We start from the raw sequence: 13,237 nt of genomic DNA on the forward strand, positions 1-13,237 counted from the left end.
TAAAAAGTTCAATGTTAATTAGTATTACCATTAGAAAGATTGTTAAACAAGGGATGAATTTTTTATACCTTTTGTGTTAATTCATTATATTTTCTCCAAATATAATATCGTCTACTAATAACAGTACCTAATGTGATACATAAAAAGGCATTTGTTACAACCATTAATGTATAGTGCGTGCTACCAGAAAACATACTTTGCTTAATTACGATTTTCGCACCTAAAATAACAAGAAGAATAATTGTACTTAACCAATTTCCTTTTCGTAATACATGACCCGTTTCACTATCTAATCGAAATGTTAACGCTTTTCCCCTAATAATTCCAAGGCCCAATCCAATTCCAAGCATTGCAACGAAAAGAGCTCCTTGCAATAAAGTTACTTGCTCCATATGAACAATGGATTGAATTGTTACATAGCACAATAAAGCTGGAACGAGCCAAATACGATTAATTTTTACTTTACGTTCTTTACCTTGCATTAAAACGATAATAAAAATAACAACGATAATATCCAATTAAATCCCCCCTATTTACACTCTTCCCTTAAAAAATTATATTCTCCTTTCTTTATTCCATACTTGAAATACAATAGCTACTTTTAATTGTAAAATATGGAATGTGATTTCCCCTCAGTCTTAAGCATTATTTATAAAAGTAAAAAGACGTACTTTTTACTCGTACGTCTTTTAGTACCTTTATTCAAAACAAGTACATTTTTTATGAACTCGTTTAAACTCTTAGTTCTCCATAGATTCTACACCTGTAGAATCAGTTTTATCTAATACTTGAATGTTAAATTTAGCAGCTAGTTTTAAAGTGCTTTTATAAATGAAATATCTAAGAATAGAACCTAGAACGTTTCAGATTACATCATCAATATCGGTAATGCGTCCCCATCCACTAATTAAAGACTCAATTAATTGTAACAATTCAATACAAACTGATATAACAAACCCTAATAATTAAGTGTATATATAACATAATTTTTATTTTTCTATAATTGAAATCCATTAAAGAAAACCTTCATTTTGTAAATAAAATGAAGGTTTTCAATTTATAACTTATCCCATTAACTAAAATACTTTTCAAAGCAGACGCAATCATGTACCCGTTTAAATTGTTTTCTTATTCCTTCTTTATTTTCACCTGTATAATGAGCAAATGTTTGAACCGGATATAACTGTTTCATATTACTTTTTATTACACCTTTTATTCCGTCTGTATGATCGGAATATACGTGTAAATATGAATCTACGTTTACAAAAGCATTGTTTTCATACCATCCATGTACCCATAGATTGTCCCTAGTCCATGCTTCCAGTCGATTTAGCTTAAGTTCTTTCGCTAACTTTTCTGCTTCATTTAATAGTTGATTACCAATTCTCCTTCTGCGAAAATCGGGATGAACTGCAATATGCCAAATCATACCGCCAAGACCAGTTCCTCTTGAACAAACAGTACGTTCTTCTAATTCGTATTCAATATCTATCAAACCCACTATTTGATCTTCGTGTACAGCTACTAATTCAATAGTAGGATTTTCATATTTTTCTTTCTCTCTAAATACGTTATCATAATATGCTGTATCTAAAAAAGATAACGCTCGACAACGTACCCAGCCTATTTCATCTTCTTTTTTATATGCCCTAATCTTAATATCCATGTAATCAAAAAGCTCCTTCTATTTTTGCCATTAATTTTTCAGGTCCTGCTCCTTTGTTTGATGGAATAACTAACGTGATTCCTAGGTCAGGATATACAGCTGAGCGAAAACTCACACCTGGATCATATCCCATTACATGATATTTAATAATGTTGTTTTGTTTTTTCTCAATCCATATTCCATAGCCGTAAGACTGACTATCGTTTACCAAAATGTGAGGAGTTAAAAGTAACTTCGTATATTCGCGGTTTAATATTTCATTGTTAAATAGAGCCTCCCAAAATTTCAACATGTCTGGTGCGGTAATGTAAGCCCCGCCATCAGCACCGCCCTTTATAGGTATAGAGTATGTATTTGTTCTCCACTTTTCGTTATTTCCATCTTTTATATATCCAAGGGCTGTATGCTTTGGTAATTTATCTAAAGAAAAATAGCCGGAATCATTCATTCCAATTGGCATGAATATATTCTTTTTTATATATTCCGTAAATTCGAGTCCCGTCTGTTGTTCTATAATTAATCCAAGTATGATAAAACCGGCATTGTTGTAGTGAAACTTACTTCCTGGTGCAAACATCATAGTACTGTTTTGGAATAATGGTAAAAAGTCTCTTAAACCTTTAAAAAGATACATAGGCGTTTGTTTCCAAAGGTCCTCAAAGTTATCCATAATACTTTCATCAAAATAATCAGGAATACCAGAGCTATGTGTTAAAAGTTGATGTATTGTAATATCTTTATCGAAGTTTGGAAATTCAATATGTAAACAATCTTTTAATTTTGTATGAAAAGTAATTACACCTTTTTCAACAAGTTGACAGATGCCAATTGCGGTGAATAATTTACACCCTGAAGCAATGCCAAATCGTGTTTGTAGCGTATTATTTATTCGTTCACTTTGGTTAGCATATCCAAATGAGCTTTCGTAGATAATGTCATTTTCTCTTTTAATTAAGACTACTCCAGAAAACTCTAGTTCTTGGTACAATTCTTTTACAATTTTCGCAACCGTATCATTTGTATTGATCATAACAACCACCCTCATCATCCAATAATGTTCTTCCACCTAATTATTTTTCAATATATAGATGGAAGAACCCTCTTATTACGTACCATTAATTGTAAAAAGGAAGAAAAATTATTTCGAATCTATTGATTCAGCTGAATATACCTTGGACCTTGAAGGTAATAAGGTAAACACACACAATATGATAGTAATAAGTAGCGTTACCAATACTCCTACAATGACTACAAGTTGTATAGAAATGAATTGAGTTGAAACGCCGAACAGAATTGTTATAAAAATGGTTATTGTCGCAATAACAAGCCCATATATACTTCCAATCCGTCCCATCAAATCAACAGGAACATTATTTTGATAAAATGTGTAATACCCCGTATTTGCATATGCCATAGAGAAAGATAATATAAAGAATCCGATAGCAGCTATTAAAAACCCATTTGAAAAAGCATATACTAGATAACCGATTGCGATAAATAATGAACCCACTCCTATAAGAAATGAAGGTGCTAATTTTTTTGACAAAATTGTATTAGTTATTGCGCCTAAAATAAATCCCGCCCCAGCGATGCTAACTAGGAAGCCATACTCACTATCTGTTAACAATAAAACTTCTTTTGCAAACGATAGTTCAAGTGAATCAATAGCAGTAGCTAATACCATCATCCCCTGGAATAAGAAGTAAACACAAACGATATACACAGACTTTTTACTAAAATTTAAAACTATGTTCCAATCTTTCTTTAATACAGTTAGAGACAATTTTTCACTGGATGTATTAGAATCATATTTTTTATCAAGATTAGGTAAAAGTAATGTAATGAATCCTGATAACAGAAATGCTATAGCATTCATATATATAGCAAAATCTGGTGTACTCGCTATTAATAATACTCCCGCTACCGCCGGACCAATTAAAGATGCACCAGATCCTATTAAACTACGTAGTGAGTTGAAACGTTGTCTTTGCTCTACTGGAATTAATTTCGTCATATACGTCATAGCAGTTGGCTCATAAATCGCACTGGCCATGCTTATAAAGAATACTAAGAGATAGACAATCCAAAGGGATGGAACCAAGGGTAAAATAGCGATAAATACTGCGCGATATATATCAAGTTGGGTCATTAATTTCCGTTTGTTTAAACGATCAATCATACTTCCTGACCAAGCGTTTGTAAATAAAGCAGCTAATGGTTTAATCACATATAAAGTAGCAACAGCTAAGGCGGAGCCTCCCATATTATAGACAAGTATATTCAGTGCTATTAAGTAAATCCATGCCCCTAAATTTGCAATACCGACTCCAGACAATAGTAATAAAGGGTATTTCCAATCTTTAAGTAATTTTTTCATTTTAGGCCTCCGCTTTCTACATTGTTTTAAAACAATAAAAAAATCCCACCCCCAAGACTTATAGTCTTAGGGACGAGATTTATTATCGCGGTGCCACCCTAGTTTATTAATATGTCGCCATATCAACCTTATCAGGTACTGCATTGTATTCATGCTTATACCTTAGCTCTATAACGGGAGCTCCCGTCACACCACCCCCTCATAAAAGGTTCCGATGTGCTGCTCAGAGGCTTGGTTCAATAAAGAATTTTTTCTCCTTTTCAGCTAAACGGAGCTCTCTGTGAAAAATTCATTTATTTACTCTTCTCATCATCGCATGTAATTTTATCCATATTAGCATAGAGTTTTTATATTGTAAATGATTAAAAAGAATAATCAGTTTTTTGATAAAAGAGAACATCCCCTATAATTTTGTCGCTTAATTTATTATTAATATAAAAAATACAGTGCGTGAAATTACTTGTATTTCTAACAAAAAGAGCCTGTAGAATAATAGGCTCTTACAAAATTCTATATTAATTTGCACTCGCTTCTGCTAATGGTTGTAACGGAGGCTCTAAGTCTAGCTTTAAAGTCGCCCCTTCTTGTAAATCTTGTCCTTTTTCAATACTTTGACTCATCACATAGCCCGTACCTGTCGTTTTTAAATCTAATTTAAATAATTTTGATAAATACATAACATCACGCATTGACCACCCTTTTAAGTTAGGCATTTTCACATTATTTCCTACTAGAAATATTCGATCTCCTTCACTTATCACCTCATCAGTCTGTGGATATTGTTTTATTATTTTCCCTTCGCCTAATAATACTGGCTGAAGTTTCTCTTTTTCTGCAATATTTTTTACTTTATCCATCGATTGGTTCACATAATTTTGTGCTTTTATTTGAGATTGCTTCGTTGCATCTGCCATTTGTTTTTCTGTATATGGTTTCACCTTTAAATATTCTAGACTATTTTTCATAACTGGTTTAAAAATTTCAGCAAGAGGCTGAGCGCCGTACTCATCCCCCTTTAAATTCGGTTGCTTAATGGCTAAATATACGACTAATTGTGGATCATCAATCGGAGCCATTCCTAGAAATGAAAAAATGTAATTTTCCTTTCCTTCCATATATCGTCCATTTTCAGGATTCGGAATTTGTGCTGTTCCTGTTTTACCACCAATCGGATAACCATCAACTTTATACATCGTTCCCGTCCCTTTTGATGAAGTTATTACACGCTCCATTAAGTTCCTTACCTTATTTGCAGTTTCTTTTTTAATCGGATTCCCTATTTCTTTAGGTTGATTTTCCATAATAACTTGATTGTTTGTTGGATTTACAACTTTATCAACAATAAATGGCTTCATCATTTTCCCGTCATTTGCTATTGCTGTAGCAGCTTGTACTAATTGAATAGGAGTTACAGTTGAACTTTGACCGAAAGAAGTAGTAACTTGTTGAATCTGTGTGTTTAACAATAATGTATTTTTACTTTCTCCAGGTAGATCTATGCCTGTTTTTTGATTGAATCCAAATTTATTCATATACTTCTTAAAGTTGTTTGGCTTCAATAACTGATCTTCTAAAATAGAAAATCCGACATTTGATGATCGTTCAAACCCTTCATCAAATGTAATAGAACCCCATCCATAACCACCATTATGGTCTTTAATTTCTGCTGAACCAACTGCGTATTTTCCTGATTGGAAATATTCTCTCCCGTTATATACACCTTCATTAATTGCTGCAGCTAATGTAAAAACTTTCATTGTAGACCCTGGTTCGTATGCGTTTGCAATTGGATCATTTAAAAAATATTCAATGTCTCCTTTGTTAGGATTATAACTAGGCTTACTAGACATGGCTAAAATCTTACCTGTTTTTGGATCCGCAATAATACCTACTAACATAGAAGGATCATAGTGTTGCTGTGCTTTATTCATCGCTTCTTCTAAAAAACTAGCAATTTGTTTATCTAATGTGAGATATACGTTATGCCCATTTTTAGCAGGTTCTATTTTTTCTATATCATTTGTAAGCGGAATTCCTTTTCGAGTGCCTACATATGAAATATTTCCATTTGTAGAGCGCAAATATTTATCTAAACTTTTTTCAAGCCCAAATTTCCCTTCTGCATTGCCTTTATCGTCTGGTCTTGCAAAACCTAGTATATAAGAAGCGAAATCTTCATTTGGATATACTCTGGCTTTTTCAGATTTAAAAGATACACCTGGTATTTTTAAATCTTTAATTGTTTCCTTCACATCTCTAGATAAATTCCGACCAATTTTACCAATTTCAACTTGTGTACGTCCTTCATGGAAATTTTTCATGATTTCCTCTTTATCAACTTCAAGCGCATCTGCTAAACGTTGAGCAGTGTCTTCTTTATCTTTTAATTTATCTTTTCCCTTTAGATTTATAACGATGCGATATGTTGTTGAATCTTGAACTAATACTTTCCCATTTTGGTCATAAATTGTACCACGATTTGCTTCCAGAACTCCATTTTTGTTATGTTGTTCATTCGCAAGATCCTTTACATTAACATTATGCACGACTCCTACAGCTTGAATATAAAATATACGTAAAAGCATAGTAAGAAACAAAACAATAAAAGCAATCATCATATATCGAGCGCCTTTATTCGTTTGAAGTTTATGCATACTTATCTCCTTTCCTTTACAATTTATTAATGCAAATATGCGCTTTTTTATTTTAGATACTATATTTTTCGAAGTTTTTTTAGTGAAATCCTCTAAAACGATAAGAAAACAATCTATGTTGCCATTTGTTTCTTATCGTTTTATGTTTTTAACTATTAAATGCGGTGAGTGAAATTTTAGAATCTTCAAATAAAAAGAACCTACTTTTTGTAGGTTCTTAAGTTTACGCTATATGGTTATATTTCGCTAAAAAAGGAACTCGTTTTGCTACTAGTGCATACATTTTGAAAATAAAGTTTGCTAACGGTTCAAATATACGTGTACTTTGCATTACTAATCCGCTTGTAATAAATGTTAAGAACGCAGCACCAAGTATATCTAGAGGATAATGAACACCTACGTACATGCGTGATACACCGACTAATATTGCCCATATAAGCGCGATATATTTAAGTTTTTCTCCTCTAAGAATAAATACGAAAGCAATCGAAAATACAAGTACAGAATGATCACTTACAAATGATGAATCTGCTGCATGCGGTACTAATTGATTTACATGATGTGTAATAAAAGGACGCGGATGATAATATACCGCATGTATAAGAACATTTACTAATAATGCAATACTAACTGAAAGTGTCGTATATAACACTGTATATTGTTTTCTGATTGCATTCTCTTTCTTTCCATTATTGAACCATAGGATAAGCATAAATAAAATAGCTACATATGGAACACTATTTGTAATAGCGATCATTAGCGTATCTAATAGCTTGGATGATCCAGCAAAATTATTAATCCATTGAAATACTGTGTAATTCATATTACTCTCTCCTTATTATTTCTCATTGTACTTTAAATAAAGATACAAGTGTTCTTGACTTACACAGTATACAACATCAATATGAAAATGGGCTTAAACTTTTCTCATCTAATTCTCATTTTGCTACTATTAATTTGACAATCGTGTAACTATTTACACGTGCTAAATATGTATAAAAGTTGTAAAATATTTAAAATAGTATGGTAAACAATCTATGTATGAATACAATACTTAACATGTTCATTTAAATATATTAGCTACGAAATCATATTTTCATTTCATACGAAGGGCTATATTACCGAATTGTTCTCCTTGCTGCATTCGATTTAAAGCTTGAATTGCTTCTTCTAATGGATATACTTTATCAATGATTGGTTTAATATTATGTTCCTCTATAAAATGAATCATCTCATTAAATTCCTCACTACTTCCCATTGATGTTCCCATAATATCGATTTGATTATAAAATAATGCTCGTAACGGTAATTCAATTTTATCTCCTGAACTTGCACCAAAATTAACGATTCTTCCATTTGGTTTTAATATATCAAAATATTTCAAGAAAGTCGCGGGCCCTATACTATCTATAATTAAATCTACTTTTTCGCCATGCAAGCACTCTTCCCAATTACCAGAACTATTAAAAGAAAAGTCTGCTCCATATTTTTCTGCAGCTTTTCTTTTGCTCTTTATCCTTGAAGTAACACTCACCTTTGCTCCGATTGCTTTAGCAAATAACATAGCATAAGTAGCTACACCACCACCAATTCCCGGAATTAGAACATGTTCTTCAGATTTCAATCTACCTTTTGTAAAAAGCGCTCTATATGCAGTTAATGCCGATAAAGATAACACACCAGATTCTTCCCACGAAAGATAGGATGGCTTTTTCACTACGTTTTCAGCTGGCAGAATAACATATTCGGCAAACGTTCCATCTGCTGGTCCACCTAATACTTCAGGTAACTCTGGTATTTCATGAGTATTATTCCATCCAATACTAGGATTTATAATAACCTCTGTATGTAGTGTGATATTTGAAACACCTTCTCCTAATTCCGTAACAATACCTGCACCATCTGATCCTAAAATTAAAGGTAATTTCATTTCTCTTCTATTATTTATTATAAATAAATCACGATGATTTAAACCTGCTGCTTTTAATTTCACTTTAACTTCCCCAACATTAGGAGTTATCTCAGGTGATAATTTATATTCTAAACCTTTTAATCCTTTTTTATGTTGATGTACAATAGCTTTCATTAATTATTCCCCCTTAATACTTTCAATGTACTAGAAATATCGAAATAAATAAAATAATTTGATTAGTAAGCATCAAAAAAGGAGGAAATACAAAATGTATTCCTCCTTTTAAAGAGTTTTTTCAAAAAGAATTTTCTACCTTTAACTATTAATGAGTAGCATAAGGAAATGTAATCGTAACAATTGTTCCTTCGTTTTCTTTACTCTCTAATTGAATAGCTCCGTTATATTTTTCTACAAGCCTTTTTGCTATAGATAGACCCAGACCATTTCCACCCTGTTTTCGACTTCTCGCTTTATCGACTCTATAAAAACGATTAAGAACAAATGGTAAATCCCCTTCAGGTATTCCCGCTCCATGATCTATTATGCGAATTTTAACTTTTCCCGATTGTATACTTGATTCAATGCAAATATACTTATTAACTTCTTTTGCATATTTCACTGCATTATCCATTACAATAATAATAACTTGCTCTAAGTAAGATGATGGCATTGAAACATATGCTTCATCTGCATCCAATTTCATATCAAATTGAAAGTCAGTTTGAAGTACTGCAAAGTTTTGTGTAACTTGTTTTAATACGCTATTAACATGGACTCGTTCGACTGCTATTGGATGCATCTGTTCTGATTCAGCTCTTGATAGCTCTAGCAATTCTGAAACTAATTTATTTAATCGATCTACTTCTTTTAGACTGGATTGAAGAGATTTACCCAATACTGCTGGATCATTTTTCCCCCATCGATTCAGCATTGATAAGTGCCCTTGAATAATTGTTAATGGTGTTCTTAATTCATGCGATGCGTCTTCTACAAACTGTTTTTGCTGTGTAAAAGAAGTTTCTACCTCATCCATCATTTCATTAAAAAGAATCGATAATTTTGCGAGTTCATCATTATTTTCTCGTACTGGAACTCTTTCATTTAGTCCATTTTTCTTAATACGCTTCATCGTATCCGTTATGTTTTGGACACTTGATAAAAGCTTTTTCGTTATAAGCATCCCGCCTAAAAAACTAAACACTAATCCACATATCCCTGCGATAACCATTACTACTAAAATTATTTTTAATAAATGATCAAATGTCTCTAAGTTTTTCGCAAGTTCAATAGTTCCCGTGAATTTTTTTGTTTGAATTGGTATGCGCTCAACTAAAATTCGATCTTCTATATGTCTTTTTATAAATGATTCATCTTGTGTAACCATTTTTGGTTCTATCCACGCTTCATTAAAATCTCGCGAAACAGTAACAATGGATTTTCCATCATTTCCTATAATACGAATCATTTGATGTTTATCAATCATATTGTTAAGAAATTCTTTACTGTTTTCAAATGTTTTGCTCGAGAGTGTATCATTTTTATCTTGAAAATATGCTGCTATTTCTGTCACTTGTCTGTTTATTTGTTTCTGTTCATAATCTATAGTCCACTTATTAATTACAATGAATTGTAACGCGCTATACAAAATAAACAATATGAATACAAGTGTAGTGGACCAAAGTGTTAATTTCCACTTTATAGGTAAATTTCGAATTCGGTACATAATGTCTTTTATCATTTCATTATATATCCAGCACCGCGAACTGTTTGGATATATTCCTCCTTATCTACACTATGTAACTTATTCCGTAAATAACGAACATATACATCAACGATATTTGTCTCAACCATTGCATCATATCCCCATACTTGGTCAAGTAAAATATCACGGGTAAGAACTCGATTAATATTTTTCATAAACATAAGCAGTAGCTCGAATTCTTTATTTGTAAGTTCGATTTCTTCATTTCCTTTAGTTATAGTTCGAGATTCAATTTGAAGCTGTAAGTCTTTAAACGTAAGAGAAGATGTGTGCTTATGCTCTATATTTTCTTCTCTTCTAAATATAACTCTCATACGTGCTAAAAGTTCTTCAATCGCAAACGGTTTTGGAAGATAATCATCAGCTCCACTATCTAACCCTGTCACACGGTCCATAATACTATCACGAGCAGTCAACATAATAATAGGTGTATTTTTAGTTGCTCTTAGTCGACGACATACTTCCAGTCCATTTAATCCTGGTAACATTAAATCAAGTAAAATGAGATCATAACTATTTTCAAGTGCTACTGCTAATCCCTTTCTTCCGTCAAGTTGTATATCTACTTTATATCCTTCATACTTTAATTCTAATTCTAAAAAATCTGCTAAGCTTTCCTCATCTTCAATAATTAATATATATTGCAACGATACTTCCTCCTATACGATTAAATGAATAAGTAATCCTATTCCGAATATAACCGCAATGAATTGATGTACTTTTCGATACATCTTCAATTTTGTTTTCTGATTAGATTTCTGTAAAACAAATCCTGCAATCCCTAATGCTATTAAGGCTAAAAGAGAAAATATACCACTGTATATTAGTATAATATGACGACTTCCTTTTATTAAAAAGTAAACACCGTGAGTAGTCGCAACAGCTATTACAGCGTATCCAATTAATACGTGAAACTGTTTTATAAAAAGATATAGCTCTTTAATTATTTTAAATCCGTGCATATTTCTCTTCTTTAAAAATAACCATATTTGACGTAACAACCATAATGATGCGGCTAGAATTGCCCCATATTCACCGAAAGAACCTAATTTCTTATTTAACCATTTTACATTTAATACATTCCCGTACAAAACATTAATAAATAGCAATGCTACACTGCAAATAATAATAGTAATACCTATTATTTTAACATACATATGAACATATTTATTTCTTAGTATCTTTTCCATTCTTTATCCCCTTACTTATAAAGGCTTTGTAACAAGCAGTGTATCAAATAAAAAAGAAAGGAACATGAGAGAAAGATTAAAAAAAAATGAGAATTTCAAAACGACTTAAATTTTGTATCGATCCCTTTTAGCTAACATTATTATTTTTTGAATAAACGGGGCTTTTTCATTTGTATAAGCAACTCGATCGAAAGGATATGTAGTAGCAAGTCTTTCTTTTAAACCTCTATATTCTTTTCGTGCCCATTCATGCTTTATGAGAAAATCTCGAAATAAAAGGTTGTTCTTCCATTCTTCACTATTATAAATATAAACATGTAAGTGGTGGGTACCAGCTCTCCATTTCCCTTTTCTAAAAAAACGCCAATTAGAGTTTTTTTTAGGAACATATTCATATCCAATTTCCGCAAGGTTTTCAGTCCAATTTTCAGTAATTTGTAAATTTGTTACGCCAATCATCATATCAATAAGAGGTTTAGCTCCTAATCCTTCTACCGCTGTACTTCCTATATGTTCCATTGCTATCACTTCTTTATTTAATAAAGACGTAATTTTATTTTTTTCATTTAAAAACTCTTTATGCCAATGATGTTGGTACGGTTTAATTATGATTTTTTCATCCATTTTCTTTCCTCCTTATAACTGTACATCATTATATTTATAAAATTTCACGTTAATAACATAGGGATTTCACAAAATATGTCGAATACTGCAATATACAATTTAATTATATTTAATACGAGGTGAATAATGAAAGATATTCCAGTTGAAATTCAGTTAAATAATATAACATTCCAATTAAAAGAACATCATAATTTTGATTGGCTTATGAAATTAGGAAAAGTATTTGTAGCTTTTGATCAACAAGATTCGGGTAATATTTGCTTTGGGGTTGAAAAGAATGGTCAAAAGAAATTTATTAAATATGCAGGGGCACAAACAATAGCATATAAAGGGTCTACAGATGCAGCGATAATAAGATTAAAAAATTCAGTTATTCTTTACAATGAATTAAAGCACAATTCACTTATAAACTTAATTGAACACTTTCCAGTACAACATGGATATGTTTTAATTTTTGAGTGGTTTGATGGTGAATGTCTTCATCCGCACTGGAGTTTCCCACCCCCGGCGAAATATAAAGATTCTAACTCTCCATTTTATAAATATAAGAAATTATCCGTTCAGGACCGACTTATTTCATTACATTCTATTTTTTCTTTTCATGCTTATGTAGAGCATAAAAACTATGTAGCTATTGATTTTTATGATGGTAGTATTTTGTATAACTTTAAAACAAATGAAACAAAAATTTGCGATATTGATTTATACAGCAAAAAACCTTACATAAATACAATGGGGCGATTATGGGGATCATCACGCTTTATGTCCCCTGAAGAATTTCAGCTTAACGCAATAATAGATGGAAAAACGAATGTATTTAATATGGGTGCAATGGCTTTCACACTTTTAGGTGGCGGACAAGATCGTTCCTTTATAAAATGGGAAGCTAGTAAAGGTTTATTTGAGATAGCTTATCGTGCTGTAAATGAAAATCGAAGCGAACGCTATGCGTCAGTTGAAGAATTTTATAATGCATGGTTAGAAGTACATACTACTCAGAAGCTATAAAAAATTTATATATTTATTAGACATATGTAAAACTATTACTTTTA

Annotated in this window: 12 protein-coding genes, 1 pseudogene and 1 other annotated feature; of the genes and pseudogenes, 1 reads left to right on the forward strand and 12 read right to left on the reverse strand. The window is 31.7% G+C overall.

The features are described from left to right. Positions 1-62 precede the first annotated feature (62 nt). The 12 genes and pseudogenes from U860_RS0114470 to U860_RS0114525 form a co-directional block, all read right to left on the reverse strand. The gene (locus U860_RS0114470; protein ID WP_025149093.1) at positions 63-518 is read right to left on the reverse strand and encodes a DUF1453 family protein; all 456 of its coding nucleotides are present in this window, start codon (positions 516-518) and stop codon (positions 63-65) included. 222 nt (positions 519-740) lie between these two features. Then, a pseudogene (locus U860_RS36420) lies at positions 741-971 on the reverse strand (VanZ family protein); the annotation flags it as partial. Positions 972-1,072: 101 nt separating this feature from the next. Next, positions 1,073-1,666 carry a GNAT family N-acetyltransferase gene (locus U860_RS0114475; protein WP_025149094.1) on the reverse strand — a complete coding sequence of 198 codons (594 nt, stop codon included), beginning with the start codon at positions 1,664-1,666 and terminating at the stop codon, positions 1,073-1,075. 4 nt (positions 1,667-1,670) lie between these two features. Continuing rightward, positions 1,671-2,696, reverse strand: coding sequence for a serine hydrolase (locus tag U860_RS0114480; protein WP_025149095.1), 1,026 nt, complete (start codon positions 2,694-2,696; stop codon positions 1,671-1,673). Between the two features lie 108 nt (positions 2,697-2,804). Beyond that, positions 2,805-4,043: an MFS transporter gene (locus tag U860_RS0114485; protein ID WP_025149096.1), complete on the reverse strand. Its 1,239-nt coding sequence runs from the start codon at positions 4,041-4,043 to the stop codon at positions 2,805-2,807. A gap of 65 nt (positions 4,044-4,108) precedes the next feature. Beyond that, positions 4,109-4,365, reverse strand: a binding site (T-box leader). Positions 4,366-4,558: 193 nt separating this feature from the next. Continuing rightward, positions 4,559-6,697, reverse strand: coding sequence for a penicillin-binding protein (locus tag U860_RS0114495; RefSeq protein ID WP_025149097.1), 2,139 nt, complete (start codon positions 6,695-6,697; stop codon positions 4,559-4,561). 223 nt (positions 6,698-6,920) lie between these two features. Continuing rightward, complete coding sequence (locus U860_RS0114500; RefSeq protein WP_025149098.1) at positions 6,921-7,520, reverse strand: undecaprenyl-diphosphatase; 600 nt, start codon at positions 7,518-7,520, stop codon at positions 6,921-6,923. Positions 7,521-7,793: 273 nt separating this feature from the next. Then, positions 7,794-8,783 (reverse strand): zinc-binding dehydrogenase, encoded by a 990-nt coding sequence (locus U860_RS0114505; RefSeq protein WP_025149099.1) that lies wholly within the window; start codon positions 8,781-8,783, stop codon positions 7,794-7,796. A 148-nt stretch (positions 8,784-8,931) separates the two neighbouring features. Next, on the reverse strand, positions 8,932-10,347 hold the full coding sequence (locus U860_RS0114510) for a HAMP domain-containing histidine kinase (RefSeq protein WP_025149100.1): 1,416 nt from the start codon (positions 10,345-10,347) through the stop codon (positions 8,932-8,934). After that, a complete protein-coding gene (locus U860_RS0114515) occupies positions 10,344-11,018 on the reverse strand; it encodes a response regulator transcription factor (protein WP_025149101.1) in 675 nt (224 codons plus the stop codon). Before U860_RS0114515 ends, U860_RS0114510 begins: the two co-directional genes overlap by 4 nt. Before the next feature lie 12 nt (positions 11,019-11,030). After that, positions 11,031-11,561: a hypothetical protein gene (locus U860_RS0114520; RefSeq protein WP_025149102.1), complete on the reverse strand. Its 531-nt coding sequence runs from the start codon at positions 11,559-11,561 to the stop codon at positions 11,031-11,033. A 105-nt stretch (positions 11,562-11,666) separates the two neighbouring features. Then, positions 11,667-12,185 (reverse strand): GrpB family protein, encoded by a 519-nt coding sequence (locus U860_RS0114525; RefSeq protein ID WP_025149103.1) that lies wholly within the window; start codon positions 12,183-12,185, stop codon positions 11,667-11,669. A gap of 126 nt (positions 12,186-12,311) precedes the next feature. On the opposite strand from U860_RS0114525, the gene U860_RS0114530 reads away from it, so the two are divergent. Further along, a complete protein-coding gene (locus U860_RS0114530) occupies positions 12,312-13,193 on the forward strand; it encodes a serine/threonine protein kinase (RefSeq protein WP_025149104.1) in 882 nt (293 codons plus the stop codon). Positions 13,194-13,237: the final 44 nt, after the last annotated feature.

The organism is Bacillus sp. H1a (assembly GCF_000633475.1).
In the GTDB taxonomy this organism is placed as follows: domain Bacteria; phylum Bacillota; class Bacilli; order Bacillales; family Bacillaceae_G; genus Bacillus_A; species Bacillus_A paramycoides.

What these genes read in the sequence shown, in the direction of transcription:
- U860_RS0114475 (WP_025149094.1), bottom strand. Translation starts at nt 1,666, where the DNA reads ATGGATATTAAGATTAGGGCATATAAAAAAGAAGATGAAATAGGCTGG.
- U860_RS0114480 (WP_025149095.1), bottom strand. Translation starts at nt 2,696, where the DNA reads ATGATCAATACAAATGATACGGTTGCGAAAATTGTAAAAGAATTGTAC.
- U860_RS0114485 (WP_025149096.1), bottom strand. Translation starts at nt 4,043, where the DNA reads ATGAAAAAATTACTTAAAGATTGGAAATACCCTTTATTACTATTGTCT.
- U860_RS0114495 (WP_025149097.1), bottom strand. Translation starts at nt 6,697, where the DNA reads ATGCATAAACTTCAAACGAATAAAGGCGCTCGATATATGATGATTGCT.
- U860_RS0114500 (WP_025149098.1), bottom strand. Translation starts at nt 7,520, where the DNA reads ATGAATTACACAGTATTTCAATGGATTAATAATTTTGCTGGATCATCC.
- U860_RS0114505 (WP_025149099.1), bottom strand. Translation starts at nt 8,783, where the DNA reads ATGAAAGCTATTGTACATCAACATAAAAAAGGATTAAAAGGTTTAGAA.
- U860_RS0114510 (WP_025149100.1), bottom strand. Translation starts at nt 10,347, where the DNA reads ATGATAAAAGACATTATGTACCGAATTCGAAATTTACCTATAAAGTGG.
- U860_RS0114520 (WP_025149102.1), bottom strand. Translation starts at nt 11,561, where the DNA reads ATGGAAAAGATACTAAGAAATAAATATGTTCATATGTATGTTAAAATA.
- U860_RS0114525 (WP_025149103.1), bottom strand. Translation starts at nt 12,185, where the DNA reads ATGGATGAAAAAATCATAATTAAACCGTACCAACATCATTGGCATAAA.
- U860_RS0114530 (WP_025149104.1), top strand. Translation starts at nt 12,312, where the DNA reads ATGAAAGATATTCCAGTTGAAATTCAGTTAAATAATATAACATTCCAA.